General features: G+C 69.5%; 22 protein-coding genes and 1 pseudogene. 11 read left to right on the top strand and 12 right to left on the bottom strand.

Going from position 1 to position 26,650, the window contains the following annotated elements; genetic code table 11:
* The first annotated feature begins 68 nt into the window (after positions 1-68).
* Entirely contained in the window at positions 69-1,400 is a 1,332-nt protein-coding gene (locus QIS96_RS01120; protein WP_282540395.1) for a class I SAM-dependent RNA methyltransferase, read from the top strand.
* A gap of 66 nt (positions 1,401-1,466) precedes the next feature.
* Here the strand turns inward: QIS96_RS01120 and QIS96_RS01115 are convergent, their stop codons facing one another.
* Genes QIS96_RS01115 through QIS96_RS01105 form a run of 3 tightly spaced genes read right to left on the bottom strand, consistent with a single transcriptional unit; the run spans position 1,467 to position 3,457 of the window.
* Positions 1,467-1,733: a hypothetical protein gene (locus QIS96_RS01115; protein WP_282540394.1), complete on the bottom strand. Its 267-nt coding sequence runs from the start codon at positions 1,731-1,733 to the stop codon at positions 1,467-1,469.
* Between the two features lie 20 nt (positions 1,734-1,753).
* A complete protein-coding gene (locus QIS96_RS01110; RefSeq protein ID WP_282540393.1) occupies positions 1,754-3,094 on the bottom strand; it encodes a lysozyme family protein in 1,341 nt (446 codons plus the stop codon).
* Between the two features lie 21 nt (positions 3,095-3,115).
* Positions 3,116-3,457 carry a hypothetical protein gene (locus QIS96_RS01105; RefSeq protein WP_282540392.1) on the bottom strand — a complete coding sequence of 114 codons (342 nt, stop codon included), beginning with the start codon at positions 3,455-3,457 and terminating at the stop codon, positions 3,116-3,118.
* A 315-nt stretch (positions 3,458-3,772) separates the two neighbouring features.
* Here QIS96_RS01105 and QIS96_RS01100 point away from each other — a divergent pair, with 315 nt between their 5' ends.
* Positions 3,773-3,991, top strand: a complete 219-nt coding sequence (locus tag QIS96_RS01100) for a hypothetical protein (RefSeq protein WP_282534616.1) — start codon at positions 3,773-3,775, stop codon at positions 3,989-3,991.
* 77 nt (positions 3,992-4,068) lie between these two features.
* Here QIS96_RS01100 and QIS96_RS01095 read toward each other — a convergent pair whose 3' ends face one another.
* The 4 genes from QIS96_RS01095 to QIS96_RS01080 all read right to left on the bottom strand — a co-directional run bounded on the left by QIS96_RS01095 (position 4,069) and on the right by QIS96_RS01080 (position 8,746).
* Positions 4,069-4,758, bottom strand: coding sequence for an aspartate/glutamate racemase family protein (locus QIS96_RS01095; protein ID WP_282540391.1), 690 nt, complete (start codon positions 4,756-4,758; stop codon positions 4,069-4,071).
* Positions 4,755-6,224 carry an MFS transporter gene (locus QIS96_RS01090; RefSeq protein ID WP_282540390.1) on the bottom strand — a complete coding sequence of 490 codons (1,470 nt, stop codon included), beginning with the start codon at positions 6,222-6,224 and terminating at the stop codon, positions 4,755-4,757. Before QIS96_RS01090 ends, QIS96_RS01095 begins: the two co-directional genes overlap by 4 nt.
* A gap of 296 nt (positions 6,225-6,520) precedes the next feature.
* Positions 6,521-7,324: a DUF2470 domain-containing protein gene (locus tag QIS96_RS01085; protein ID WP_282540389.1), complete on the bottom strand. Its 804-nt coding sequence runs from the start codon at positions 7,322-7,324 to the stop codon at positions 6,521-6,523.
* Positions 7,325-7,513: 189 nt separating this feature from the next.
* The gene (locus QIS96_RS01080) at positions 7,514-8,746 is read right to left on the bottom strand and encodes a DNA sulfur modification protein DndB (RefSeq protein ID WP_282540388.1); all 1,233 of its coding nucleotides are present in this window, start codon (positions 8,744-8,746) and stop codon (positions 7,514-7,516) included.
* A 157-nt stretch (positions 8,747-8,903) separates the two neighbouring features.
* On the opposite strand from QIS96_RS01080, the gene QIS96_RS01075 reads away from it, so the two are divergent.
* From QIS96_RS01075 to QIS96_RS01060, 4 genes are all read left to right on the top strand, one after another.
* On the top strand, positions 8,904-11,183 hold the full coding sequence (locus QIS96_RS01075; RefSeq protein WP_282540387.1) for an N-6 DNA methylase: 2,280 nt from the start codon (positions 8,904-8,906) through the stop codon (positions 11,181-11,183).
* A gap of 132 nt (positions 11,184-11,315) precedes the next feature.
* Positions 11,316-13,328: a type I restriction-modification system subunit M gene (locus QIS96_RS01070; RefSeq protein WP_282540386.1), complete on the top strand. Its 2,013-nt coding sequence runs from the start codon at positions 11,316-11,318 to the stop codon at positions 13,326-13,328.
* A gap of 59 nt (positions 13,329-13,387) precedes the next feature.
* Positions 13,388-14,563, top strand: a complete 1,176-nt coding sequence (locus tag QIS96_RS01065) for a restriction endonuclease subunit S (protein ID WP_282540385.1) — start codon at positions 13,388-13,390, stop codon at positions 14,561-14,563.
* Entirely contained in the window at positions 14,560-17,739 is a 3,180-nt protein-coding gene (locus QIS96_RS01060) for a type I restriction endonuclease subunit R (RefSeq protein WP_282540384.1), read from the top strand. The genes QIS96_RS01065 and QIS96_RS01060 overlap by 4 nt, the downstream gene beginning before the upstream one ends.
* A gap of 64 nt (positions 17,740-17,803) precedes the next feature.
* Here QIS96_RS01060 and QIS96_RS01055 read toward each other — a convergent pair whose 3' ends face one another.
* Both QIS96_RS01055 and QIS96_RS01050 read right to left on the bottom strand, forming a co-directional pair.
* Complete coding sequence (locus QIS96_RS01055; protein WP_282540383.1) at positions 17,804-18,019, bottom strand: DUF397 domain-containing protein; 216 nt, start codon at positions 18,017-18,019, stop codon at positions 17,804-17,806.
* The gene (locus tag QIS96_RS01050) at positions 18,016-18,864 is read right to left on the bottom strand and encodes a helix-turn-helix domain-containing protein (RefSeq protein ID WP_282540382.1); all 849 of its coding nucleotides are present in this window, start codon (positions 18,862-18,864) and stop codon (positions 18,016-18,018) included. Before QIS96_RS01050 ends, QIS96_RS01055 begins: the two co-directional genes overlap by 4 nt.
* Positions 18,865-18,974: 110 nt before the next feature.
* Between QIS96_RS01050 and QIS96_RS01045 the strand changes: the two genes are divergently transcribed.
* Both QIS96_RS01045 and QIS96_RS01040 read left to right on the top strand, forming a co-directional pair.
* A complete protein-coding gene (locus QIS96_RS01045; RefSeq protein WP_282540381.1) occupies positions 18,975-19,466 on the top strand; it encodes an ATP-binding protein in 492 nt (163 codons plus the stop codon).
* 197 nt (positions 19,467-19,663) lie between these two features.
* Complete coding sequence (locus tag QIS96_RS01040) at positions 19,664-21,199, top strand: serine/threonine-protein kinase (protein WP_408907099.1); 1,536 nt, start codon at positions 19,664-19,666, stop codon at positions 21,197-21,199.
* A gap of 24 nt (positions 21,200-21,223) precedes the next feature.
* Here QIS96_RS01040 and QIS96_RS01035 read toward each other — a convergent pair.
* The 3 genes and pseudogenes from QIS96_RS01035 to QIS96_RS01025 all read right to left on the bottom strand — a co-directional run bounded on the left by QIS96_RS01035 (position 21,224) and on the right by QIS96_RS01025 (position 24,120).
* Positions 21,224-22,040 (bottom strand): annotated as a pseudogene (locus QIS96_RS01035) (SAM-dependent methyltransferase).
* 147 nt (positions 22,041-22,187) lie between these two features.
* Positions 22,188-23,834: an alpha/beta fold hydrolase gene (locus tag QIS96_RS01030; RefSeq protein ID WP_282540379.1), complete on the bottom strand. Its 1,647-nt coding sequence runs from the start codon at positions 23,832-23,834 to the stop codon at positions 22,188-22,190.
* Positions 23,827-24,120: a hypothetical protein gene (locus QIS96_RS01025; protein WP_282540378.1), complete on the bottom strand. Its 294-nt coding sequence runs from the start codon at positions 24,118-24,120 to the stop codon at positions 23,827-23,829. Before QIS96_RS01025 ends, QIS96_RS01030 begins: the two co-directional genes overlap by 8 nt.
* Before the next feature lie 201 nt (positions 24,121-24,321).
* On the opposite strand from QIS96_RS01025, the gene QIS96_RS01020 reads away from it, so the two are divergent.
* The 3 genes from QIS96_RS01020 (at position 24,322) to QIS96_RS01010 (ending at position 26,436) form a co-directional block, all read left to right on the top strand.
* Complete coding sequence (locus tag QIS96_RS01020; RefSeq protein WP_282540377.1) at positions 24,322-24,720, top strand: cell division protein SepF; 399 nt, start codon at positions 24,322-24,324, stop codon at positions 24,718-24,720.
* Positions 24,721-24,878: 158 nt separating this feature from the next.
* Positions 24,879-26,081 (top strand): AAA family ATPase, encoded by a 1,203-nt coding sequence (locus QIS96_RS01015; protein ID WP_282540376.1) that lies wholly within the window; start codon positions 24,879-24,881, stop codon positions 26,079-26,081.
* Positions 26,074-26,436: a nucleotide pyrophosphohydrolase gene (locus QIS96_RS01010; protein ID WP_282540375.1), complete on the top strand. Its 363-nt coding sequence runs from the start codon at positions 26,074-26,076 to the stop codon at positions 26,434-26,436. Before QIS96_RS01015 ends, QIS96_RS01010 begins: the two co-directional genes overlap by 8 nt.
* Positions 26,437-26,650 lie beyond the last annotated feature (214 nt).

The raw sequence follows: 26,650 nt of genomic DNA, 5'->3' as shown, positions 1-26,650 counted from the left end.
CAACGTCCACGTAGACTGGTGGGCTGTTGTCCGGCCGTCCCCTTTCTCGCACCTGGAGCCACCCCGCCATGCAGGCAGAACCGAAGAACTCGCTGGTGGGGGAGGAGTACGAGGTCGAGGTCGGCCCCGTCGCCCACGGCGGCCACTGCATCGCCCGTACGTCCGAGGGCCGCGTGCTCTTCGTCCGGCACACGCTGCCCGGCGAGCGGGTCGTGGCCCGCGTCACGGAGGGCGAGGAGGACTCCCGGTTCCTGCGCGCCGACGCGGTGGAGATCCTCGAACCGTCCAAGGACCGCATCGAGGCGCCGTGCCCGTACGCCGGGCCCGGTCGTTGCGGCGGTTGCGACTGGCAGCACGCGAAGCCGGGTGCGCAGCGCCGCCTCAAGGGCGAGGTCCTCGCCGAGCAGCTGCAGCGGCTCGCCGGCCTGACCCCGGAAGAGGCCGGCTGGGACGGCACGGTCATGCCCGCCGAGGGCGACAAGCTGCCCGCCGGCGAGGTGCCGCAGTGGCGCACGCGCGTGCAGTACGCGGTCGACGCCGAGACCGGCAAGGCCGGCCTGCGCCGCCACCGCTCGCACGAGGTCGAGCCGATCGAGCACTGCATGATCGCCGCCGAGGGCGTCTCGGAGCTGGGCATCGAACAGCGCGACTGGTCGGGCATGGCGTCGATCGACGCGATCGCCGCGACCGGCTCCCAGGACCGCCAGGTGATCCTCACCCCGCGCCCCGGCATGCGGCTCCCGATCGTCGAACTCGACCGTCCCGTCTCGGTGATGCGGGTCGGCGAGAAGGACAAGGGCGTGCACCGGGTGCACGGGCGCCCCTTCGTCCGCGAGCGCGCCGACGGCCGTACGTACCGCGTCGGCAACGGCGGCTTCTGGCAGGTCCACCCGAAGGCCGCCGACACCCTCGTCCTCGCCGTCATGCAGGGCCTGCTGCCGCGCAAGGGCGACACGGCCCTCGACCTGTACTGCGGCGTCGGCCTCTTCGCCGGCGCGATCGCCGACCGGGTGGGCGAGCAGGGCGCGGTCCTCGGCATCGAGTCCAACAAGCGGGCGGTCGAGGACGCGCGGCACAACCTGGAGTCCTTCGACCGGGTCCGCATCGAGCAGGGCAAGGTCGAGTCGGTGCTGCCGCGCACGGGCATCACGGACGTCGACCTCATCGTCCTCGACCCGCCCCGCGCGGGCGCCGGCAAGCAGACGGTCCGCCACCTCGCCGGCCTGGGCGCCCGCCGCATCGCCTACGTGGCCTGCGATCCCGCCGCGCTGGCCCGCGACCTCGGGTACTTCGGGGAGGCGGGGTATCGGGTGCGGACGCTTCGGGCGTTCGATCTTTTTCCGCAGACTCATCATCTGGAGTGCGTGGCGATTCTGGAGCCCAGCGCCAAGGGACTCTGAACTGCTCCTCCTCGCTAGAAGGTCGTCTGCATCCGCTACCGCGTGGCGCGCCGGCCGATGCACCCGTCACGCCATCGCCACCCGGATCAGGCTGAGCACAGCGAGAAGGCCCGGTAGCGCGTACCACCACGGTCGTAGCCATTGGGCCTTCACGAATACCCAGGTCAGGCCCGTGACGGGGATGCAGCCGAGGAGTACGCCGAGCGCCAGGTCGTGGTAAACGGCGAGCGCTTCGGCGTCCTCGGCCGGCATCCACGGGCCGACGGCGAGAGTGACGAAGGCCAGTACGGCGTTCAGGACCGTAAGCAGAGCCCCACACACTGCTGCCCCCACGCGCGCCCGCGCCTGCGGGCTCATCGGCCGAGCGCCCTTTTCGCCTCTTCGCGGTGGCTGTCGAAGTCTCGGCCGTAGTTCTGCGCCTGCTCGTTCTCGTAGTAGGGGCCGCCGTTGTAGCGCGCGGCGAGCTCCTGCATCTGTTCCGGGGTCATCTGCTCCGGCGGTACGTTCGCGAACTCGCTCTCCGCCTTCAGCTGGGCCAGGTACTCCGAGGCGATGTAGATGTTCTTCGCCGGGTCCTTGACCGCGTCCACGACCTGTTCGCGTTGCAGGTCGGTGAGGTTCTGCGGGTCGTAGCCGAGGACTTCGGCGGCCCTGCGCACCTGTACGGACATCGGTCCCATCGACGTCAGGTCCGGGTCCGTGGTGCCGGGTACGACGTCCCGGATGACGGGCAGGACCTCGTCCGTCCAGCTGGGCTGGCCCTCGACTTCCTTCCAGGCGATGCCGGCCACCATCTCGGGGGGCAGGCCGGAGTCGGCTGCGGCCGCGGTGAGGAGCTCCTTGTTCTTGGAGATGTACTCGCGCCGGTCGTCGTCGTCATTGCTGTAGACCCAGATGTAGTTGCCCTCCGCGTCCTTGCCCGCGGTCTTCTCGTTGATCCGCATCAGCGCCGGCGAGACGACGACGTCGGGGCCGACCTTGGGGATCGTGTCGACCTTGGCGCCGGTGCCGCGCAGCTGTGCGTACGGGTCGTCCGCCGCGTCCCGGGTCTCGCGGCGCAGCGCGTCCACGCCGCCCAGGAGTTGGGTGGCGTCGGCGAAGCCGCCGCCACGGAAGTCGGGCAGCGAGCGGTACGCGGCCCGGACTTCGTGCAGGCACTCCTCGCGGGCCTCGGCCTCCACGCGCTTCGCGTCGCCGAAGTGCCCCTTGGTGGCGTTGTAGTAGTGCTCGGCCTCCTCGCGGATCGCGTCCACGTCGACGCCGATCTCCGCCACCCAGTCGAAGAACCCGGTGGTGCCGCGTACGTCCTCCCACTGCCGCAGTGGCTCGGCGGCCTTCGCGGTCTGCGTGACGGCCTCCGCCTCACGGGAGATGACCTCGCTGAGCCGGGACTCGGTCGTCTGCCCGCTCTCGTAGTGCCCGCGGGCCGTCTCAACCGCCTTGCCGTACGCGTCCAGAGCGTCGCCGACCCGCTTGAACGCCGCCGACAGATGCTCGGCGAGGTCGGTGGCCTCGCGCAGCCGCTTCGTGTACCGCTCGCGGTGCTCGCTCTCCCACTCGACCCTTCCGGCCTTGCGGAAGTCCTCGTCGCAGGAGGACATGAGCCTGCGGAGCCGCTGGTACTCGTTCGCGGTCTGCTCGATCAGCGGTGGGCTGGACAGTTCGAGGAACTCGACCTCTTCGCGATACGCCATGATCCGTGACCTCCTCTCGACTCAGCGGTTCTCGGGGGCGACGTAGCGCCCGTCGGCGAGCATCGCGTCCAGCGCGCGCTGCGCTCCGGCGTCGGCCTGCACATAGGCGTTTCCGGTGGACTGCAGCTTGGTCGACAGGGCGGTGAGGAGCGTCACCATGTTGTCGTACTGGTCCTGTGTGAACCGTGCGAAGTCCTCGACTGCACTGGCCACTTCGGCGTGCGACCTCGGCTTGCGGCACGCCGTCGCGTTCTCCCCGTCCATCCGGCCGGCGTGCAGCAGCCCCGCCAGTTCGCTGAGAAGGTGCGAACTCCCGTCGATGGACTCGGCTCGTGCCGAGAATCCTCCGGAACCCTGGCCCATGTTTCCCCCGATGGTTCGCTGATCTCTGTGCGTCGAACCGCACATCCAGATCTTGATCTTCGGTTGCGAGCATGCCAGGGACCGAGGCGGGCTGTCATGTCCGTGCGCCCGTCGTCGAGTTCTGTGACAGAGCTGCCAACCAGCCGTGAAACAGGGGCTGTTCCGGGCTCACGCACAGCGGTACGGCGCACGCCGGGTGGGTGTGGAGGGGCGGACCGGCGCGTGGTTGCGTGAACTGTTTGTTCCGGAGCGGCAGTTGGGCAGGCTTGACGTTGGCGGTACGACCACACATCCCGAAACGGCGAGGTGGCACTGATGCCCGACACGAGTCCGGAACCGATCGCGACCTTCTGCGGCAAATGCGACTGCGGCTGCCCGCAGCTGTTCGTCGACGTCGACGCGCCCGCGGACAAGCGCGTGCGTATCACCGACGACTTCGGTCAGCAGGTGCAGATGAGCGAGGAGCAGTTCGCCGACCTGGTCGCCCAGGCCAAGGGCGGCGAGCTCGACCGCCTGGTCGCGGCCTCCGCCTGACGCCCTCAGGGCCGCCGACGGCCTGCCTCCGTACCAGAAGGCAGGCCGTCGGCGGCCGGCCGCGAAAGGCCGGGGGTTCAGCCGCGCGCCAGTACGTCCCGTACCGCCCGGCAGGCCGCCGGGATCGGGCCGATCACCGGGACCGGGAAGCGGTCGCGGAGCGACTCGGCCGCCTCGCCCAAGGGGCCGCCGCCGATGATCACCGCTTCGGCGCCGTCCTTCGTGATGCAGGTCTCGACCGCCTCGGCCAGCGCCTCCCTCATCTCCTCGGGGGAAGCGGCCAGTTGGACCGGGTCGCCCGGGGTGAGCCGGATGCCCGTGTACTGCCCGGACCAGCCGAGGTGGGCGACGCGCGCCGAGATCGCATCGGCGAGCCCCGGGGTCGTCGTGGCGATGCCGAAGCGCCGGCCCGAGGCCGCGGCCTCCGCCATGGCCGCCTCCGCGATGCCCACCACGGGAACGTCGGTGCGGGCCCGCAGCTCCTCCACGCCCGGATCGCCGAACGCGCTCACCACGAACGCCCCGATGCGCGCGCCGTCCGGCCCGGCGAGGGCCAGCTCCGCGGCTCGTACGACCTGAGGGGCCGCCGCGCGCAGCACCTCCTCGTCCACCAGCATCGCGGGGCCCTCGGCGACGGTGCGGCCGTGCACCTCGTAGCCGTCCTCGGACCGCAGGGTGCGGCGGGCGATCGCGGCCATCATGTCGGTGGTGGCCTGCGAGGTGTTGGGGTTGATGACGGTGACGACGGTCTTGGCTGTCTCGGTCACTTGCTGCTCTCCGTGTCCGTCGGGGTCTCGGCGTCCGCCGGGGTCTCCCACGCCTTTTCCCCGGGCTCTTCCCCGGACTCTTCCATGGACTTGCCGAAGGTCTCCGGCGGGAACTGCACCGACACCGCGAGACCCACGAACAGTACGCCGAGCAGCGTGAACATCCCCGCGATGCCGTACGCGTCGAACGCCGCACCGGCGAAGATCGGCGTCAGGCCGCCGGCGAGCGAGCCGAGGGCCAGGATGATCGACGTGCCGAACGCCCTTACGCGGGTGGGGAACTGCTCGGGCGCGAAGATCCAGATCGTGGTGTTGAGCGTGATGATGCAGCAGTTGACCAGCGCGCCCAGGATCAGGATCAGGGCGACGTTCGTGGCCAGGAAGCCGAAGGCGAACGCGGCCGCACAGGCCAGGCCCGCGGTGATCGTGAGGACGAGCTTGCGCGGTACGTAGCGGGCCGCCGTGGACGCGATCAGCGCGCCGAGCAGCGAACCGGACTGCATGACCAGGGTGAAGACGAGGGACTTGGTGATGCTGTGCCCCTGCGCGACCAGGATCGTCGGCATCAGCGACAGGATCGAGATCTGCGCGCCGTACGACATGCAGACGGCGACGCCGAGCGAGAGGGTGCGGCGGCGCAGCGCACCGGCGAACACGTCCCGCAGCCGGTTGCGTTCGGGCATGACCTGCTCGCCACTCTCGACCGCGTCGATGTACTGCTCGGGCTTGTCCAGGCGGCCGCGGAGCCTGCCGGAGGCGAGCCGGTTGAGGACCTGGTTGGCTTCGCCGACCTTGCCGCGGGAGAGCAGATAGCGCGGGGTCTCGGGGACGTACCGGCGGTAGAAGAGCACCAGGAGCGCGGGCACGGCGAGCAGGCCGAACAGCCAGCGCCAGCGGTCGGGCCCGGAGACGAAGGTGAACACCAGGACGCCGAAGCCGGGCGCCAGCATGTTGCCGAGGCCGCCGGCCGTGACGTTGATGATGCCGACGGCGGTGCCGCGGTGCCGGGCCGCGAAGAACTCGGACATCATCGTGACCGCGATGGCGATCTCACCGCCGAGGCCGAAGCCGACGATGAACCGACCGAGCGCCACCACCGCGTAGTTGGGCGCGAACGCGCAGATCAGCGCGCCGAGCGAGAACAGCAGCAGGTTGACGGTGAGCATCGCCCGGCGGCCCGTCTTGTCGCCGATGATGCCGGTGGTGAGCCGGCCGAGCGCGGCCGCCGTGAAGGTGATCGTGTTCAGGAAGCCGAGTTCGGCGGCCGTGGTGCCCCACGACTCCTGCAGGACCGGGCCCACCAACCCGACCGCGTTCTGTTCCAGCGCGTCGAAGAACACGCCGAGCAGCACCATGGCGCCGATCTGCTTGTGCGCACCGGTGACGCCGATCCGGTCGAGCGTGTCCTCCAGTTGGCGATGCCGGGGACTTGCGTCCTGGGCGCGATTCACCGGGGGAGCTTCCATGAGGTTCCTTCCGAGCAGGAGCGGAAGCCAAAAATGGAATACCATTTTCGGCAAGCGGAAGCTTCATGTGGAGTTGGGGGTGGCGTCAAGAGGCTTGGGGATACGGGATTTGGGCACGCCTGGTAGTGCCAGAAATGGGATCCCGATTGGGGGATGCGGCCGCCTCAAGTCTTGTGGTACGAGGCAACCGGGGCGCTGAACAGCGGAGTTGAGGCGGGGAGAGAGCCCGGGGGGTCGGGGGCCGAGGGTCGAGGGGGTCGAGGTCGAGGTGGCCGGGGGGTGAGGGTGTCGGGGGCTCAGCCGCGGAGTGACGATCCCCGTTGCGGCCGGTGACCGCAGCGCGGGCTCGGCGCGGGCTGCGTCAGAAGGCGGCGGACCTGTTCGCCGGCCGCCACCGCGTCGGTGGCCGTCGTCGGGAAGAGCAGGCGCAGGTCGCAGTGGCCCTCGCGGTACTCGCAGCGCAGCGTGATGCCGTGCCGGTCGACGGCGAGCGGGAGGGTGCGCTGCACGCCGTGCGGGAGGCGGGAGCCGCTGCGCAGCAGGAGGTCGACGACCATGTCGCCGTGCGCGTCGGCGAGATGGGTCAGCATCGCCGCCTCCTCGACGGCGAGCGGGTCGGCCTCGGCGAGGGCGTACTCGTCCAGGCCGACCTCATGGCTGCCGGTCGCCGTGCGCAGGGTGACGCGGGCGAGGTCGAGCCGGAGCGTGCCGTCCTCCGCCGCGGCGAGCCAGCCGGACAGGGTGACCCGGGCCCGCACGCGGTCGCGGAGCGCCGTAGGTGCGATGTCGGTGAACTCCAGGAGCGCGGCGAGGCTGCCGCGCGGCGCTCCGGCGATCTGGGCGGCGAGCGGGGTGTCGCCCTGCGGGTGCAGGGTGATCCGGCCCTTGGCGTCGACGGAGTGCATGCCGATGAGGTCGTACTCCTGCCCGTCCGTGGTGAGCGACAGGGAGACGGCCTGAGCGAGGAGGGAGCGCACGCGCTCCGCGGCGCTCTGTTCGGGCAGTTCGGGCAGGTCGTGGGGGCTGTGGGGGCTGCGGGGGTCGTGGGGGTTCTGGGAGTTGCGGAGGTCGGCCGGGTCGTGGTCTGCGGAGGGGCTCATGGTGAACTCCTTGCGGGGCGGGGCAGGTTGGGGTACCCGAAACGCGGTGGGCAACGCCCGCCGATCGAGTCAGGTAAGGCTAACCTAACTTCCCTCTTGGGGTGCGTCCAGATTGAGCGGGGTGGCGCCGGCGGGGCGCGGCACCGCGTCGACTCGCTCGCTGCCGCACCCCGTGGAACCTTGCGCTCATCACGCCCGATGCCCGCGGATCTTCTGTCCTGACTCGGTGGCCGGGTAGAGGATCGCGTCGGCAACGCGCCCGCCGGAGTCCTTCACGCCGCCGCTGAAGTTGAGGCGGCCGGTGGTGCCGGTCTTGGCGGCGATGCCGTCCCAGTAGGAGGCCTCCCGTTCCCAGCGAATGTCGGCGAGGAGTGCGCGCAGGTCGTCTGCGTGCAGGCCGTTCAACGAGTCGGCCCAGGGTGTCGTCTGGTGCACGGCCACGCCGAGGCCCGCGATCACCGCAGGCGCAGTGATGGCGCTGCGGGATGTGAAGCACTCGAGGTGCTCGGTGATCAGTCCGGCGAGGAGCGGGACGATCGTGCGCTCCACGACTTCACTGCCGGTGCCCGCCGGCAGGTCTTCCTCGTGGATGGTCGCAGAGGACAGGTTCAGTCCGGAGCGGCCGTACACCGAGGCGACGACCAGGGCGCGCAGCGCGGAGAGCGTGACGACCTCGGGGTCCGTCTTTCCGACCTGTCGCTTGCTCGCGTTGACCAGCTTGCTGAACGGGATGAGCTTGCCGTCGACCTCCACCTTCACGGCCTCGGCGACGCGGTGGGCGAGTCGGGTGGCCAGGTCGCGCTGGTCCATGGACATGGAGAGGTTCTTGGAGACGTCGACGCCGAGCACGTTGCGGTCGTGGAAGACCTGGCGGGCGTCTGCCGAGGAGAGGCCCACGTACATCTCGAACGGGATGCGCACGGCAGCGAGCTGCTCATATCCGAGACCGAACTTCTCGGGGTCGTCGAAGAGGTCGTGCCAGGCGGTGAGCTGGGTTTCGCCGTCCACGGCTACGACGGTGGCGCCGGGGGCGATCGTGATGTTCCGCAGCCCGGTGCCGGGGACGAGCTCGTCGCTGACCGCGGCGACGTCGTCGGCGTGCCAGAACGTGATGGGCGGAAGCGACCAGGCGTCGCCGAACTCGCCGTTGATGCCTCCGGCGATGTATTCGGCGTACGACGTGGCGTTCTTGCCCTTGCCTGTGGACTTCAGGGTGCGCTGTACCTGCGCGCGGATCTCCGCGTGCTGGCGGACGTGCCCCGATGCGGCCTTGAGGCTCTTCTGGTCCTCCTCCCGGCGGGGTGACGGCACGAGCTGGAGCAGGGCGGGGAGCGAGACCGTTCCGAGCACCGCGTTGTCGCGGAACGGCATGACGGTGATCCGGGTTCCTTCGATGACCGTGGTCGGCATGGTGAGGCGCATGAGGGCTCCTGTGTGCAAGTCGGGTGTGGCAGCGCTCGCTCAGTGCAAGCAGTAACGAGTAAACAGGTGCGTGAAAGCACTGTCAAACGTCTTGACGTGTTTGACGGTGAGGGTAAGGTGTGAGCAGTTCATCCTCGATGCGTTAGGACTTCACGCCATGCCCAAGCAGCAGACCGCACATGGCGCTTCGCCAGGGGCGTCGGCGCAGGTCACGGCTGCCGAGATCTCCCGCATCGCGGGGGTCACGCGTGCCACGGTCAGTAACTGGCGGCGCCGCCACGCCGACTTCCCCGAGCCCGACGGGGGCACTGAAAGCAGTCCGCTGTACGACCTTCAGGCCGTCCAGGAGTGGCTGCGCAAGCGCGGGCAGAGCTCGGCAGGGGCGCCTGCCGAGGAATTGCGCACGGCTCTGCGGCTGCGTCCGGCGGGGATGGCGTCGCGACTCTTCCCGCTGGTGGCCGCTCTGGCGCTCGACGGTGAACGCGGGGAGCCGGAGCTCGACTCGTTGTCGGACACGGAGGTGCTTGTGGCGGCCCGCGAGGCTGTCGACCGCCTCCCTGCCGCTGTCGCGAACCTCGAATCCATCGGCTCGTACGAGACGGCGGACGCCGCTGCCGTACGCGCGCTGGCCCGCTGTGTCCGTGAGGTGGGGGCCCAGGCCGCCCTCGATGTCCTGGCGGAGCGAGAGTTGGAGGAAAGCGCGGCGACCGGCACGTACCGGACGCCGGATGAGCTGGCCTCGCTGATGGCCCGCCTGCTTCCGGCCGGCGCGCACTCTGCACTCGACCCGGCCTGCGGTGGCGGCGGCCTCCTCGTGGCCGCCGCACAAGAGGGGGTGCGCACGCTCTACGGGCAGGACGTACTGCCTGTTCAGGCGCAGCGGGCCGCGGTGCGGCTGCTGCTTCCTGCGGGCGATGCCCGATCCGGAGCCGCGCGCCGAGGGAAAGCGGCGAAGGATCCGGCACTGGCGGAGTCGGTGCGGATCGAAGCGGGCGACAGCCTGAGGGCGGACGCGTTCCCCGGCCTGTTGGTGGACGCGGTCCTGTGCAATCCGCCGTTCGGTGACCGTGACTGGGGTCAGGAAGAGCTGGCGTACGACCCTCGATGGGCGTATGGCGTCCCACCCCGGTCGGAGTCCGAACTGGCTTGGGTGCAGCATGCGTTGGCGCATGTCGAACCGGGCGGTTATGCGGTGCTGCTGCTGCCGCCTGCGCTCGCCTTCCGCTCTTCGGGCCGTCGGATCCGCACCGAGCTCGCGCGCAGCGGAGCTCTGCGCGCCGTGGTCTCACTTCCTGCGCGTGCCGCCCAGCCCTTCCACGTCGGGCTGAACATCTGGGTGCTGCAGCGGCCTGAGCCTGGTGGGCCGGAGCGTACGTCGGTTCTCTTCGTCAGCGGAGAGGTCGAGGCACAGGGGGAAGGGAGCGGGCCTGGTTCTCGGGGCGCACGCAGCCGTGGCGGTTCCGCCCAACCTTCCGTTGAATGGCTGGACTTGACGAAGCGGGTCCTCGCCTCGTGGACGTCCTTCGTGGCAGATCCGGACGCGTTCACCGATGAGCCGGGTGTGGCGCGTGCGGTGCCGGTCGTCGACCTTCTCGGTGACGTCGTCGACTTCAGCCCGGCACGACACGTCCGGGCGACGGCCGCCGATGTCTCGCCTCGGGCGTTGAAGCGTCGTGTCACGGAGTTGCGCGGGAAGCTGGCCGAGCAGGTGGGCGCGCTGAGCGCAGCCTCCGAATCCGAGGCGGGCGAGTGGGAGCCGGCCGACGCGGTGGACGGGGCGGCGCGGGAGGGCTGGCGTACAGCCACCGTCTCCGACCTGGCGCGCGGCGGAGCGCTCACCTTGCTGAGGGGGGCGATGCCGGCGTCCCGTGACACGGGGAGTGGCTCAACGGCCGGGCAGGACAAGGGAAGTGGGGCTGGTGCGGGGACGGGAGCCGATGCCCGAGTGCTGACCGTCGGCGACCTGACTGCCGGAACGTCCCCCTCGGGCACGCCCGACCGTATTCGTACGGACACCGCGCACCGGGTCGCCGCAGGTGACGTGGTCCTGCGCGGTGCGGCACCTCAGGGCACGCGGGGCGTGATGGCCAGAGTCGTGGGCGACGAGGACGCCGGGGCCTGGCTCGGCCCGCACCTGCACATCCTGCGTCCCGACCCGGCGCGGCTCGACGCCTGGTTCCTCGCGGGCTTCGTGGGGGCGGACGACAACATCGCCGTCGCGTCCACGGGCACCGCCGGACTGACTCAGATCAACCCGGGACGCCTGCGGATTCCGCTGCTGCCCCTCGCCCAACAGCAGCGCTACGGGGAGGCCTTCCGCCGGGTCGACGAGCTGCGCGCCGCGGCGCGCGCGACAGCGGTGACCGGCGAGGAGATGGCCACGGCAATGGTCCTCGGCCTCACGTCCGGAGGACTCGTACCGCCTGAAGGCCCCTGACCGCACTGCGACCGGTGACCGCATTGCGGCCGGAACTGAAGATCCGCGCCTTCGGCGCACCCACATCGACCACACTGACTCCATCCGCCCGAAATGGGCGGGAAGCCCTTGGAAGGAAACCGGGGAAGTCCTTTGAACAGCAACAAGCACACGGAGCTGGCGAACCACGCCTGGTCCGTCGCCGACCTCTTGCGCGGTGACTACAAGCAGTCCGACTACGGCAAGGTGATCCTGCCGTTCACGGTCCTGCGCCGCTTGGAATGCGTCCTGGAGCCGACGCGGGACAAGGTCACCGAGGTCGCGGAGAAGTACAAGGACGAGGAGGACTTCAACCCGGACGCCTTCCTGCGCCGCGCCTCAGGCCACTCCTTCTACAACCGTTCCGGCCTCACCCTGAAGAAGATCGCCGGCGACCCGAAGAACGCGGCCAAGAACCTGCAGGTATACGTGGGTGCCTTCTCGGAGAACGCCCGCGAGGTCCTGGAGAAGTACGAGTTCGCGCAGCAGATCAAGCGGCTCGACAGCTCGGACCTGCTGTACAAGGTCATCGGCAAGTTCACGGACCTGGACCTGCACCCGGACAACGTGCCCAACCACAACATGGGCTACATCTTCGAGGAGCTGATCCGCCGCTTCGCCGAGCAGTCCAACGAGACGGCCGGTGAGCACTTCACGCCGCGCGAGGTCATCAAGCTCATGGTGAACCTCCTCATCGCCCCGGACGGCGACGCGCTCACCCTCCCCGGCACGGTCCGCACAGTCATGGACCCGGCCTGCGGCACCGGCGGCATGTTGTCGGCGGCGGAGGAGCACATCCGCGAGCTGAACCCGGACGCCGAAGTCGAGGTGTACGGGCAGGAGTTGAACCCAGAGTCGTGGGCGATCTGCCGGTCCGACCTGATGATCAAGGAGCAGGACCCGGACCACATCGCATTCGGCAACTCCTTCTCCGACCCGGCATTCACGCGCAAGAACTTCGACTACCTCCTGGCCAACCCGCCGTTCGGCGTGGAGTGGAAGAAGGTCAAGGAGGACGTCGAGTACGAGCACAAGAACCTCGGCGACGCGGGTCGCTTCGCCGCGGGCCTGCCGCGCATCAACGACGGTTCGCTGCTCTTCCTGCAGCACATGATCTCGATGATGAAGCCGGTCGACGCGAACGGTAAGGGCGGTTCGCGTATTGCCATCGTCTTCAACGGCTCCCCGCTGTTCACGGGCGCGGCCGGCTCGGGCGAGTCGGAGATCCGCCGCTGGATCCTGGAGAACGACTGGCTGGAGGCGATCGTCGCGCTCCCCGACCAGCTCTTCTACAACACCGGCATCTCCACGTACTTCTGGATCCTCACGAACCGCAAGTCCCCGGATCACAAGGGCAAGGTCGTCCTGCTCGACGCGCGTGACCAGTGGGTCAAGATGCGGAAGTCGCTCGGCGACAAGCGGAAGCGGCTGGGTGACGGTACGGGCGGTTCGCCGAACCACATCGGCGAGGTGACGCGGCTGTACGGGGAGGCGCTGGACGCGGCGGTCGATGAAGGCCACCCCCTCCACGCGAAGGTCAAGGTCTTCGACAACGAGGCGTTCGGCTACCAACGCATCACCGTGGAACGGCCGTTGAAACTCCGCTTCGAGGTGACGGAGGAGACGCTGGCGGCGCTGGGCGCGGCGAAGCCGGTGCAGAAGCTGGAGCGGGCGGAGGAGTTCGTGGCCGCGGTGCGGTCGCTGCTCGGGTCGTCGTGGGAGACGAAGTCCGAGGCGTTCGTGGCGCTCAAGGACGCGGCGGTGGGCGCCGGCCTGATGTGGCCCTCGGGTGCGCCGTTCGCGAAGGCCTTGCGGGAGGCGGTCGGGGTACGGGATCCGGAGGGCGAGGTGCAGTTGGTCAAGGGCGCGCCTGAGCCGGACTCGGAGCTGCGGGACTACGAGAACGTCCCGTTGGGGGAGGACGTCGAGGAGTACCTGAAGCGGGAGGTCCACCCGCATGTGCCGGATGCGTGGATCGACCACAGCAAGACGAAGGTCGGGTACGAGATTCCGTTCACGCGGCACTTCTATGTGTACGAGCCGCCGCGGCCGCTGGCGGAAATCGACGCGGAGCTTAAGGCTCTGGAGGCGGAGATTCAGGGGCTGTTGGGGGAGGTTACGGAATGACTTGGGTAGATACTCGCCTGAAGTATCTATGTGTCGACTCGGGCCAATACGGCCTGAACGTGGCTGCTGACAGCTACACGGCGTCCGGGACGCGGCTGATCAGGACGTCGGACATTGCTGCCGATGGATCGCTCAGAGATGCCGAGTTCGGAATTTTTGTGGAAGAGGCTGTTGGTCCTCGTCATGAGCTGCAGAGCGGAGACATTCTTTTGTCTCGCAGCGGGACGTTGGGGCGCTCCTTTCTAGTTCCGGAGGAGGCGAACGGGCATACGTATGCCGGTTTCCTAATTAGATTCAGGCCAAGGAAGAGTGTAGAGCCCCGCTTCTTGAGCTATGTGACTCAGTCAGTGAAGTTTCAGGAAGCGGTTCATTCGCAAGCGGTTGCTTCGACGATTCAGAATTTCAATGCGGATCGATACGCGAACATTCCGATGTGTGCTCCCGCCTTGGAGGAGCAGTGCCGCATCGCTGACTTCCTTGATGCTGAGACGGCTCGAATCGGGCTAATGGTGCGCTTGCGAGATCGGCAGATCCGACTTACGGAGGAGCGTGCTAGCTCCGCTCTCGAAGATGCTTTTAATCGGGCTTCGCATAAGCTTACGCGGCTTAAGTATTTGTTGGCGGTCAAGCCGCGATATGGCGTACTTGTTCCTCAGTTCGCCGACGCCGGAGTTCGTTTTATTCGCGTCAATGATCTTCTCGACTTGCCGGGGCGCGCGGAATCCCTCGCGAAGATCCCGGACAGTCTTTCCGCGCAGTACGCGCGCACTGTGGCACGGCCTGGTGACGTCCTGCTCAGCGTTGTTGGGACCATGGGGCGGTCAGCAGTCGTTCCGCCAGAGCTCGCAGGAGCGAACGTTGCGCGTGCCGTGGCATCCCTTCGTCCCCAGACCGGAGTGTCGCCGCAACTGATGTCAACTTGGTTGACGACACCTTCGTTCCTTCGGCAAGCCGTTGATGTGACCAGTTCGGACACGGCACAACCAACGTTGGGTATGGAAGACCTTGGCAATTTCAATCTCTCCTGGCCGGTTGCTGCGGAATCTCAGGAGGATCTGCTACGGGCCACAGGAGCGATCCGAGAGCGCCGTGACAACCTAGTTCAGTTGTTGCGGGGGCAGCTGCAACTCCTCGCCGAACGCCGCCAAGCCCTAATCACAGCCGCAGTAACCGGCCAATTCGACGTCTCAACCGCCAGCGGTCGCAACGTAACGGACGGAGTCACCGCCTCATGAGCCCCGTGCACGACGAGAACGCCTTCGGTTCCGCCATAGTCGCTGCGCTCACCGAACGCGGATGGCGCGAGGCCAACTCCGAGGATTACCGCCCCGACATCGGGCTCGACACCCACGAACTCTTCACCTTCATCGAGCGCACCCAGGCCGAAGAGTGGTACGAGCTCGCCGGTATCTACGGAACCCAAGAAGACGCCCAGCGCGGTTTCGCTCAGCGGCTCGACAAAGCCATCGCCGATGACGGCCTGCTCAACGTCCTCCGTAACGGCGTCAAGGACCGAGGCGTCCGCATCCGCGTCGCCTACTTCAAGCCCAACCTCGTCCCCGACGACTCCGTCCTCGACAATTACCGTGCCAACCGCCTCACCGTCGTACGTGAACTCCCCTACGCCACCAAGCAGTTGGACTGGGGTCACCGACTCGACCTGACCCTGTTCCTCAACGGCATCCCCGTAGCGACCGCCGAGTTGAAGAACGCGCACACGCATCAGACGGTCGAGCACGCCAAGGAGCAGTACCGCTCCGACCGTGACCCCACCGAGCTGATCTTCACGAAGCGCGTCATCGCGAACTTCGCCGTCGACCAGGACCTGGTCTTCGTCGCGACGCAGCTCCGTGGCAAGAACACCCGGTTCCTGCCCTTCAACACCGGATCCAACGGCCCCGGTCAGCCCGGTGGTGCCGGAAACCCCGAGCCCACCACCTTCGGCACGTATGCGACCAGCTACCTCTGGGAGCAGGTCTGGGAGCGGGAGAACTGGCTGGACCTGCTGCAGCGCTTCGCGCATCAGCAGAAGCACAAGACGCCCGGCGGCGGCACCACCAAGTCCACGATCTTCCCCCGCTACCACCAGTGGGACGTCGTCAAGAAGCTCACCGCCCACGCCGCCACCCACGGCTCGGGCGAGAACTACCTCGTCATGGCCTCCGCCGGGTCAGGCAAGTCGAACACCATCGGCTGGCTCGCCCACCGGCTGTCCGACCTGCACGCCGACACCGACCCGCGCAAGCTCGACCAGGACGCCCTGACCGCCGGCCGGATCGTCCCCGGTGAGCCGGTCTTCGACAAGACCATCGTCATCACCGACCGCCGCAACCTGGACGCCCAACTCCGGGAAACCGTCGGCAGTTTCTCGCAGACCGACGGCCTCGTCGTGAAGATCGACGAGAAGCACGGCGCCAAGAGCGAACAGCTCGCCCGCGCCCTCTCCCGCGACACCGGCAAGATCGTCACGGTCACCCTGCACTCGTTCCCGGCGCTGCTCGATTACCTCAAGCGGAACCCGACCGAACTCAAGGGCAGCCGCTTCGCGATCATCATCGACGAGGCGCACTCCTCCCAGTCCGGCGACGCCGCCACCGATGTCAGGGCGGCACTCCGAGACCTCGGCCTCGACTCCGACTCGGACGACGCGGGCGCGACCACCACTCCGGTCGAGAAGAAGCTGAAGCGGAAGGCCCTGGAGCGCTCCCGCGCCACCAACCTTTCCTACTTCGCCTTCACCGCCACCCCGAAGTCCAAGACCCTCGAACTCTTCGGCGTCGAGGGCAAGGAGAACGGAGAAGCGGTCTACAAGCCCTTCCACACGTACTCCATGCGCCAGGCCATCGACGAAGGCTTCATCCTCGACCCGCTGCGCAACTACGTCACGTACAACACGTACTGGAAGCTGGTGAACCAGAACCCCGACGAGCTGGAGGTCGACCCCTCCAAGGCCAACAGCCTGCTCGCCCGGTTCGCGCTCACCCACGAGCACACGGTCTCCCAGCACGCCCAGGTGATCGTCGAGCACTTCCTCGCGCACACCCGCGGTCGGCTCGGCGGGCGCGCCAAGTCCATGGTCGTGACCGCGTCCCGGCAGTCCGCCGCGCAGATGGCACGCGCCATCAAGAGCTACATCAAGGACCGGGACTACGACACCAAGTACCCGGACCTGGGTGTCCTCGTCGCCTTCTCGGGGTCCCTCACCATCGACGACGAGGAGACCACCGAGTCGAAGGAGAACGGCGGCCTCGCGGAGAGTGCCCTGCCGAAGGCGTTCGCGTACGTCCGTGCCGACGACAAGGCCGTGAAGGCCGGCGGCAAGGGGCAGCCCGAGTACAAGATCCTCGTCGTGGCGGAGAAGTACCAGACCGGCTTCGACCAGCCGCTCCTCACCACGATGTACGTGAACAAGGTGCTGACCGGCATCTCCGCGGTGCAGACCCTGTCCCGGCTCAACCGCACCGCCGAGCGCAAGTCCCAGGCCGACCTCGCCGTCCTGGACTTCGTCAACGAGGCCGAGGACATCCAGGACGCCTTCCGCCCGTACTTCGAAGAGGCGCACACTCTGCCCTCGGACCCCAACCTCCTCTACACGGCCCAGAGTCGGGTCATGTCGGCCCCGGTCATCTCGGAATCGGAGATGGACGAGTTCGTCGCGGCCTGCTTCGAGGCCAAGGAGAAGGCGGCCGGCTCGCAGGCCAAGTGGGAGAAGCTGCACGCTGAGCTGTACCGGCTGCTGTCGCCCGCGGTCACGCGCTTCGCCGAGCTCCTTGAGGACGAGGACGACGAGGAACGGATCGAGACCGCCGAGGACTTCCGCGCGGATCTTCACGACTACGTCCGCAAGTACGGGTTCCTCGCGCAGATCGTGCCGTACCAGGACCCGGAGTTGGAGCGGTTGCACCTGTACGGGCGGTACTTGCTGAACCGCCTGCCGCGCCGTGCCGACGGTGGCGTCGACATAGGCGAAGTCGACCTGAGCCACCTGCGCGTGGAGAAGACCGGCGAGTACGACGTGTCCCTCAACCCCGAGGGCGCGGCCGAGCTCAAGGGCTTCGGTGACGGGTCGGGCGGCGCCAAGGAGGCCGAGAAGTCGCTCCTGTCCGAACTCATCGACAAGTTCAACGCGAAGTTCGGCACCGAGTTCACGGAGGAGGATGTCCTCCCCGCCTTCAACGCCGCCAAGAACGACCCGAAGGTCCGTGCCGCGGCCGTCGTCAACGACGAGGAGAATTTCGGCGTCGTCTTCGACAAGGCGTTCAACGGCTACATGATGGATCACGTCTCCACCGTCGACGCCCTCGGCAAGCGCTACTTCGGTGCTGACCAGAGCTTCAAGTCCAACCTCGACCGCAGCGCGCGCCGTGCGGCCTGGCGCATGATCCGGCGCGAGACGGGGCTGGACGAGTAGGAGTGGGATGCAGGCGGGCCCGCGTACACCGGGGTGGTGTACGCGGGCCCGCGGTGCGTTCGCCTTACGCCGGCGACTCGGCGGCCAGGTCGAGGAATCCGGCCCATGCTTCGCGTCCAACGGCCAGGGTTGGGCTGGTAAGTGGCCTCTTGGAGTCCCGGATGTGCACGGCATCGGCGGTGGCGGCCACCTCGACGCACTGGCCGCCTTCGGCGCCGCTGTAGCTGCTCTTGAACCAAGCGAGCTCCGGCCGAGCAGGCGTGGTTTCTCCGGTGTTCATAGCTCTCCCAGCAACTTCTCGACCAACGTCAGTGACTCTCGTGGAGTGAGGGCCTGGCTCCGGATGATCCCATAGCGTGCGGCAGCCAGTCGGGTCTCCTCCCGATCCGACAACAGGCGGCTGCGACCCTGTACTTCGGTGTACAGGAGCTGCTCACCGCCCTTGCGTGCGATCACGGTGAACGGGCCGTCGACCCCGGCGTTGTCCTCCCGGTCGAGTGGCATCACCTGAAGTTCCACGCTCCGCTTCTGCCCGATCAGGAGCAGTTGCTCCAGCTGCCCCCGCTGGACTGCCCTGCCGCCGAGCGGCTTACGGAGAACAGACTCCTCCAGCACGAAGCTCAGCAACGGGGCCGGCCACCGGTTGAAGATGTCGTGCCGCGCGAGGCGGGCCGCCACCCTGGATTCGATGGTTTCCTCATCCAGCAAGGGGCGTCGCATCCTGAGGAGCGCACGCGTGTAGTCCTCGGTCTGCAACAGGCCGTTGATCACATGCGTGTCGTAGACGCACAACTCCACCGCCTCTGCTTCCAGGCGGGCCATGTCCCGGAAGAACGCCGGATACTGAGCCCGCCCCACCTCCTCCTTCATGGCGGTCAACACCCCCCGCGCATCCAGGACTTCATCCGCCCGCTCGATGAACCGCGGCGGCGGAATCCGGCGCCCCTGCTCGAACGACGCCACGGACTGGGCCGCGTACCCCACGAGCCTCCCGAACTCCGCACGGTCGAGGCCCGCCCGCAACCGCAACGCCTTCAACTGCCGCCCGAACGCCACCACTACGCCCGAGCCGGGGTCGTCCTCAGGGCGCTCGCCCAGCTCCCCGTCGTGTTCCTCGCGCTCCATCGCGCCCGCCCTTCCCGCCGCGTACAACGCGCACAGCCCCCGCGTACAGAGCCGTCGTGACAGCGCGCCACCCATGGTCACGCTACGCCACCGGACCGCACCGTGGAGCCATGACGAACAACCCCACAACGGAAGACCGACCCACCCAACTCGGCGACAAGGAAGTGCAGTTCGAGATGCGGTTCACCTCCACCCCGCGCGGTGCCCGCCTGGCCCGACGCCTCTGTGGAGAGCGACTGAATACCTGGGGCATTCCCTACGGCTCCGACGAGCACGACGCCCTCACACTGCTCGTGGCCGAGCTTGCCGCGAACGCCGTACGCCATGGCCGCGTTCCTGGCCGGGACTTCCGCCTCCGGCTCGCCGCCCACACCAACGCCGTACGGACCGAAGTCACCGACACCCGCGGCGACCAAGAGCCGGAACCCGCAAGCGTTGGCACCAACCTGCTCGGAACCGGCGGACGGGGTCTCCTCCTTGTCGCCTGCCTCGCCACCCGCTGGGGCTGGCACCCGCGCACCTGCGGCGGTCCGGGCAAGACCGTCTGGGCAGAGTACGACCGGCCGCGATCCGTAACCGTCGACGCTGCTTTTCAGCCGTAAGGCCCGCGCCCCCGCTCGCCCTCCTGGACGGAAGATCGCCCCAGAGGTGAGACTTGCTCCGACCAGGTCGAGTCGGCCGCCACCGCCACCGGGCAAGCGAGCCGAAGCGCAAGCAGTACGCCACGGGGGCAGGCAAGGTGTCACAGCAGAGGATCGGCGACCGGTACGAGCTCGTGGAGGAGCTCAGCCACGGCGGCATGGGGGACGTGTGGCGTGGATACGACGCCGTGCTCGACCGGCCCGTCGCCGTGAAGCTGGTCCGCCGGCAGTCCGTCACCTCGCCGGAACTCGCCGAGGAGTTCGCGAAACGGTTCCGGCGCGAGGCGCGCATCACCGCCCGCATTCAGCATCCCGGTGTGCCGCAGGTGTACGACGCGGTGCTCGACGACTCCCTGGAGCGGCTGTTTCTCGTCATGGAGCTGGTCGACGGCGTACCGCTGTCCGCCTACCTCCGGGACGGCCGGCCGCTGCCCGTGGAGTGGGCGGTGGCCGTCGCCGCGCAGGTGGCGACGGTGCTGTCGCACGCTCATGACGTGCCGGCCATCCACCGCGACCTGAAGCCGGGCAACATCCTCGTGGCGCGGGACGGAACCGTGAAGGTCCTCGACTTCGGGATCGCCGCGATCCTCCGCACGGACGTCACGAAACTGACCGCCACCGGGACACCCATCGGTACCTACCAGTACATGGCCCCCGAGCAGGTCCGCGGCGGCCGGATCACCCCGCAGACCGACCTGTACGCCCTCGGGTGCGTGCTGCACGAACTCCTCGGCGGGCAGCTCCTGTTCACCGCGGACAGTGAATACGCGCTCATGTTCCAGCACGTGAACGCCGCGCCCCAGCCGTTGTGCGAGCTGCGGGCGGACGTGCCGTCCCCGCTGGAGGAGCTCGTCCTGCACCTGCTGCGCAAGGCCCCCGAGGCACGGCCTGCCGACGTTCAGGAGGTGTACGAGCGGCTGCGGCCGTACCTGCCTCCGCCGGGATCGGAGCCCGCACGGAACGAAGCCGGGCCGACCGGAGTGCCCGACCCGACGGGGCTGTTCCGCAACCCGTACGCGCCCCGCGCCCGCGCGCGGGCGCAGCAGCAGCCTCCGGCCGAGGGAGGGCAACCGGCCGCGCAGCCCGGACCCGCCCCGGTCCCCGGCGTGCTTCGCGAGGAGATCAAGGACGCCTACGCGCACGCGAACGACCTCCTCGACGAGGAGCGGTTCGCGCAGGCCGCCGAGGTGCTCGGCGAGATCGTCGAGCGAGCGGCGCACGCCCTCGGCTCCGAGAGCCGACAGGTCCTGGAACTGCGTACCCATCGAGCCGCCATCCAGCTGCTCGGCGGGGACTACCGGTCGGCGCTGCCCGAGTTCGACTCTCTGGCGGACGCCTACGGCCGCACCTCCGGCCCCGGCAGCGAGCAGGCCCGCGCCTGCCGAGCCCAGGCCGCGCGCTGCCGTGCGGAGCTGGGCCAGGTCACCGAGGCGCTCGCCGCCCTCGAAGACCTCCTGGCCCTGGTCCGGTCCGTGGACGGCGACGTCAGCGAGGAAGCCGTCGAACTCCGGCGAGACATCGGGATGTTGCTGCTCGCGCAGGGTCGGACGACCGAGTCCCGGCACATCCTGGAACCGCTGTACGAAGACCTGTGCGTCGTCTACGGCCCGGACCACGAACTGACCGAGGAGATCGCAGAAGCACTCGCCCTGATCCGCCTCGACCTCGACGGGCCGTCGACGCAGGACCCGTAGGAAACGGCTGGCCCGAGAAGCAAGTCACCCCTTCCGCCCCACCGCCACATACCCCGCGCTCACGATGTCCTCCTGGCCGGGGACCGGGTCGCCGAGTTCCGGGTGCCAGGACTCGGCGGCGACGATGCCGGGTTCGGCGAGGTCGAGGCCCTGGAAGAAGCGCGCGAACTGCTCGCGGTCGCGCGGCGCGAGGGTGAGGCCCTTGGCCTTGTACAGGGCGTCGACCTGCCGCGCCTCCTCCGGGTGGAAGTCGGCCGTGAGGTGCGAGATCACCAGGTGGCTGCCCGGCGCGAGTACGTCCATGAGTCGCGCCACCAGCTCGTACGCGCCGTCCTCCTCGGTCACGAAGTGCAGCAGCGAGATCAGCGAAAGCGCCACCGGACGCTCGAAGTCCAGGGTTCTGCCCGCCTGTTCGAGAATCTCGTCCACATCGCGCGCGTCGGCCTGTACGTAGTCGATCGCGCCCTACGGGGGTGCCGCTGAGCAGGGCCTCCGCGTGGGCGAGGACGATCGGGTCGTTGTCGCAGTACACGACGCGCGTCGTGGGCGCGGACCGCTGCGCGACCTGGTGGAGGTTGGGCTCGGTGGGGATGCCGGTGCCGATGTCCAGGAACTGCCGGACGCCGTGCCGGGTCAGCCAGCGCGTGGCGCGGTGCATGAACGCGCGGTTCACCTTCGCCATCACCGGGATGCTCGGCTCCACCGCCAGCATCTGACGGCCCATCGCCTCGTCCACCTCGTAGTGGTCCTTGCCGCCGAGGAACCAGTCGTACATCCGCGCGGGATGCGGCCGGCTGGTGTCGATGCGCAGGGCGGCGGGGGTGTTCTCCGGGACGGGCATGGCGGGCTCCAGGGGGTGGCTGGTCAACTGGCCGTCAGCATAGGGAAGTTGATGTGCCATCGGGTGCCCGCAGGGTTACGTTCCGACCGGGCCGCCGCCGCATCCGCCCGGAGCGGTGCTCACGGCTCGGTCGTCCGCTTCGCGCTGTCATCGGCTCCGGCGGAACTCCCCGAGCCAGCGGGGTCCCGCGGCGACCGCCGAGGACCGGCCGGGGCCGGCGGTGGGCTGGTCGGCCGGGGTGATCGCGACGGCCTCGACGCCGTCGGCGGCGAACGCGTCCAGATCGGCCCGGGTGAGCGGATAGGGCGGCCCGGAATCGGCGGGCCCGGAATCGGCGGGCCCGGAACCGGCGGGCCCGGAACCGGCGGGCCCGGAACCCGCGGGCCCGGAACCCGCGGGCCCTGCCCCGGTCGGTCCTGCCCCGGTCGGGCCTGTCCCCGCCGGTTCCGCCCGCTCCTGCCGAAGTGCCACGACGAGGAGTGTGCCGCCGGGGGCGAGCAGGCTGCGGACGCCGGCCGTGGCGGGTGTGCGGAGCGCCGGGGGCAGGGCCTGGACGGTGATCACCTCGACCACCAGGTCGAAGGCGCCGCGCCACTCGGCGGGCAGGTCGAGCAGGTCCGCCGTCCGGTAGTCGACGGTCGTGCCGGGCCAGCGCTCCCGGCACAGCCTGATCGCGGTCTCGCTGAGGTCGAACGCGCTGGTCTCGAAGCCGAGCCCGGAGACGAACTCGGCGTCCGCGCCCAGCCCGCAGCCCACCACGACCGCCCGCCCGGGTCCCGAGACGCCGCGGTCCCGCGCCCAGTCGGCCAACAGCGGGTTGGGCACCGTACGAGCCCACGGCAGCTCGGTCTCGCCGGCGGCCCCGGCGGCGTAGAGCTGCTCGAACCAGCCGGTCGGGTCCGCGGCCGCGCCCCGCACGATCAGCTTCTCCTCGGCCTCCGGCCCGGCCGAGGTGTGCCGCAGGAGCGCCGGGATCACGGTGTCCCAGGAGGCGGGCGGCGGGGGTTCGTGGCCGGCCCCGTCCAGTACGAGGAGCTCCGCGCCCGGGATCGCGTCGGCCAGGGCCCGGCCGTGCGCGAGCGGGAAGAGCGGGTCGGCGCTGCCGTGCAGGACGAGGGTCGGCGCGGTGATGTCCGCCAAGGCGGCGGAGGGTTCCGGTCCCGGTTCGAGGAGTTCGTGGTTGCCCATCGCGGCCGGGTCGGTGGAGCGGTCCACCGCCTGCTCGGCGAGGGCGCGGATCCGGTGCTCCTCGAACCCGGCGCGCATCAGGGCCCGTTGGTCCTCGACGAGCCTCGCCGCGAGGGCGTCCCGGTCTGCCCCGTCCGGTGCGGGGAGCTGCCCGGCCGACTCGAAGTAGGCCGTCAACTCCGGTTCGGGGACGGGCAGTTCGTCGGGTACGCCGGGGAGGGTCGCGGTGGTCGCGACCAGGGTCAGGGTGCGGACAAGGTCCGGCCGGTTCACGGCGAGGCACTGCGCGATCGCGCCGCCCATCGAGATCCCCACGACGTGGGCGGCGGGCACGTCCAGGGCTTCGATAAGACCGGCCGCGTCCTCGACGAGATCGGCGAAGGTGTAGTCGGGCCGCCCGGCCGGCGCGGTGCGGGAACGCCCGGTGTCCCGCAGGTCGTACCGCACCACCCGCCGCCGCACCGCGAGCCGCTCACAGAACCCGCGCTCCCACCAGTCCATCGAACTGCCCCGGCCCCCGATGAGCAGCACGACCGGCGCACGCGGGTCTCCGAATGCCTCCACACACAACTCGACGCCGTTGACGGGGAGCAGTTGGTCAGTCATGGGGTGAGGGTAGGGGTGCGGTCAGCCGGAGGGGAGCGGCTTTGTCGAGCCTGTCGATGAGCTCGACTCGTACGACGGACTCCGAGCCCTCCACGCGGAGGGTGAACCACGGGTCGTCGGCGATGAGTTGGGCCAGGCTTTCCCGGGCGGCGGTGTCGTCGAGCCGGGGTGAGGCATCCCACGCGGTGCCGTCGCCAACGGCCGTCACCGTGACCGGAATTCGCACCAGGCAGGTGGACGGGTTAGCCCACCACTCCAGCTGCGCTGTCTGCTCGTCTCCGTCCACGCCCTGAGCGTAGGGCGGGCGAGGTCCAGCACGCGGCCGCAGCCGCAGATCGGCGCAGCTGGGAAGGGGCGGGGGAGGCAGAAGCGAAGCCCCGTACAACCGTCCCGCCCCCACCCCGTGTCGCAGTTGGGCCGAACGGGTGAGTTGGCGTAAGAATTGGCCGGTACAGACAACGATCGCGAGCCCGGACGGGGTGGGGCAGTGAACAGCTACGGCCACGACGCCACTGACGAACAGTGGGAGGGGCTCGCCCAGGTCGTGCCGCTGCGCAGCAGCAACGAGTGGCCCTCCTGGCCGGGCCACCGGGCCATGCCCGGCGTCGAGCACGACAGCCGCCGCCAGTTCGTCGTGCACCGCGTCAACGTCTTCTCCGACGCCCGCGAGGTCGCCGAGACCCTGATGTCCGAGATCCCGGTGCTGCTCGACCTGTCCGGCGCGGAGAGCGAAGTCGCCAAGCGCGTACTGGACTTCAGCAGCGGCGTCGTCATGGGCCTCGGCAGCGGTATGCACCGGGTCGACCGGAACGTCTTCCTCCTCACCCCGCCCGGCACCGAGGTGCAGGGCTTCGTGGAGGACGCGGAGACCGCCCCGCGCGGCTGAGCGGCCCCAGCCGTCGAGCGGTCTGCCGTACGCCTACGGGGGGCGTACGCCTACGGCTGTGCCCCCAGGCTACCGACCCCCAGAGCCCTAACCCTTTCGCGCGAACCGCCCTCAGGAGGAACGGTTCGCCGTACCGCCCGCTCCGTAGCGTCGCGAGCATGACCGTGCGCGAAGAGGGCAACCCGCAAGCAGTGGACGGCAGTTGCCCCGCGATCACCGAACTGCGCCTCTCCGCCTACAAGTCGCACCGCGGCACCACCCTCCCGCTCGCCCCGGTCACCCTCCTCGACGGCCCCAGCGGCAGCGGCAAGTCCAGTGCCCTGCAGGCGTACGAGGCACTCGCCCGCCTCGGTCACGGGCGCAGCGTCTACGAGGCGTTCCCCGACGCCGTCGACTGCGTACCGGACCAGGCCCGCCCCGACCGGCAGCGGCGGCGCGGATTTCGCATCGGCTGTACGGCCGAGGGCCCCGCGGGACCCGTACGCCTCGACGTCGCCGTGCAGGCCGAGCCCGACCTGCGGATCGTCGGCGAGCGGCTGAGCGCGGGCGGGGGCGCGGGCAGGGGCGCGGGCAGAGGCGGGGGCGTGCTCTTCGAGACCGCGCTGCGCGACCCCTCCACCCATGTCGTGCAGGCCGCCTGGCACACGGCCGGCACCAGCGCCGTGACCCGCGCCCCGCTCCCCGACGACCGCCTCGGCACGGCCATGGTCCCGCTGCGCGTCGCGGGCAGTACGGACGCGCAGCGCCGGGTCCTGCAGGCCGCCGAACAGGTCGTCGTCGCCCTGCGCTCGGCCTTTCCCTGCGACCCGCTGCCCGAGCGGATGCGGGCGACGGTGCGCGTCGGCGAGGGGCTGCTGCGGCCCGGCTGCGACAACCTCGCCGAGGTCCTTCGGCGTACCCGGGCCCAGTGCGAGGACCGGCACGCGGCGCTCGTGGGCGTGGCGAGGGCCGGGTGCGCGGGGCCGGTCGTCGACGTGACGCCCCAGGTGCTCGACGACGGCACCGTGCGGGGCGTCCTGGAGCGCGGCCCCGACCGGGTCGCGACGCCGCTCGGACGGCTCGGGGACGGCGAGTTGAGGTTTCTGGCGCTCGCCCTGGTCCTGCTCACCGGGCCCGGCGTGCGCGCCGCGGACCCGGCGGGCGCGGCCGGCCCCGCAGGGACGGCGACCGCCTCCGGGGCCCTCACGGTGCTCGCCGACGGGTTCGCGCGCGGCCTCGACGAGGTGCAGGCGCGCCGGCTCGTGGAGCTGGCGGTGCGCTGCGCGGGGAGCGGCGGGGTACGGCTGGTGGCCGCGGTGAGCGGAGCGTCCTGGGCGTGCGGGGTGGCCGGAGCGGAGGTGGTAGACCTGAGGGGTGACTGACCTGGACGTGAAGCAACTGCAGCGCCGGCTCGCGGAGTTCGCCGCGGCGCGCGACTGGCAGCAGTACCACACCCCGAAGAACCTGGCCTCCGCGCTGAGCGTGGAGGCGGCCGAACTGGTCGAGATCTTCCAGTGGTTGACGCCCGAGCAGTCGGCCGCGGTGATGGACGACCCGGAGTCCGCGCACCGCGTGACCGACGAGGTGGCCGACGTACTCGCGTATCTTCTGCAGCTCTGCGAGGTGCTCGGGATCGACGCGCCGGCCGCCCTTGCTGCGAAGATCGAGCGCAACGAGCAGCGTTTTCCGGTGGGTTCGGCCGAACCGAAGATCCCTCGCCGTCACTCTGCGGAGTGATCGAAAGAGCCCGATTCGAGATTCTGTCCAGAGATTTCCGTATTCCCCTGGTCTTTTGGTCTGATTACCTTCACTCTGGGTAGTGGACTGGAAGAGTGTGACTGGGGCTGACCGACCGCAGCGCCCGATCCGGTCGAACGGACCTGCAGGGAGCGGCAGTTCGGGAAGACGGGCGATGGGCGCGCGGCCGGTCGCGCCATGGCGACGAACGGGG

It is taken from the genome of Streptomyces cavernicola, from assembly GCF_029968035.1.
Lineage (GTDB): Bacteria > Actinomycetota > Actinomycetes > Streptomycetales > Streptomycetaceae > Streptomyces > Streptomyces cavernicola.
Note: the sequence above shows the minus strand (reverse complement) of the source record. Positions and strands in the feature narration are given on the sequence as shown.

Bases quoted from the DNA above. Each gene is read 5' to 3' on its own strand.
- QIS96_RS01120 (WP_282540395.1), top strand. From the start codon at position 69: ATGCAGGCAGAACCGAAGAACTCGCTGGTGGGGGAGGAGTACGAGGTC.
- QIS96_RS01110 (WP_282540393.1), bottom strand. From the start codon at position 3,094: ATGGCGTATCGCGAAGAGGTCGAGTTCCTCGAACTGTCCAGCCCACCG.
- QIS96_RS01105 (WP_282540392.1), bottom strand. From the start codon at position 3,457: ATGGGCCAGGGTTCCGGAGGATTCTCGGCACGAGCCGAGTCCATCGAC.
- QIS96_RS01100 (WP_282534616.1), top strand. From the start codon at position 3,773: ATGCCCGACACGAGTCCGGAACCGATCGCGACCTTCTGCGGCAAATGC.
- QIS96_RS01090 (WP_282540390.1), bottom strand. From the start codon at position 6,224: ATGGAAGCTCCCCCGGTGAATCGCGCCCAGGACGCAAGTCCCCGGCAT.
- QIS96_RS01085 (WP_282540389.1), bottom strand. From the start codon at position 7,324: ATGAGCCCCTCCGCAGACCACGACCCGGCCGACCTCCGCAACTCCCAG.
- QIS96_RS01080 (WP_282540388.1), bottom strand. From the start codon at position 8,746: ATGCGCCTCACCATGCCGACCACGGTCATCGAAGGAACCCGGATCACC.
- QIS96_RS01075 (WP_282540387.1), top strand. From the start codon at position 8,904: ATGCCCAAGCAGCAGACCGCACATGGCGCTTCGCCAGGGGCGTCGGCG.
- QIS96_RS01060 (WP_282540384.1), top strand. From the start codon at position 14,560: ATGAGCCCCGTGCACGACGAGAACGCCTTCGGTTCCGCCATAGTCGCT.
- QIS96_RS01055 (WP_282540383.1), bottom strand. From the start codon at position 18,019: ATGAACACCGGAGAAACCACGCCTGCTCGGCCGGAGCTCGCTTGGTTC.
- QIS96_RS01050 (WP_282540382.1), bottom strand. From the start codon at position 18,864: ATGGAGCGCGAGGAACACGACGGGGAGCTGGGCGAGCGCCCTGAGGAC.
- QIS96_RS01045 (WP_282540381.1), top strand. From the start codon at position 18,975: ATGACGAACAACCCCACAACGGAAGACCGACCCACCCAACTCGGCGAC.
- QIS96_RS01040 (WP_408907099.1), top strand. From the start codon at position 19,664: ATGGGGGACGTGTGGCGTGGATACGACGCCGTGCTCGACCGGCCCGTC.
- QIS96_RS01030 (WP_282540379.1), bottom strand. From the start codon at position 23,834: ATGACTGACCAACTGCTCCCCGTCAACGGCGTCGAGTTGTGTGTGGAG.
- QIS96_RS01015 (WP_282540376.1), top strand. From the start codon at position 24,879: ATGACCGTGCGCGAAGAGGGCAACCCGCAAGCAGTGGACGGCAGTTGC.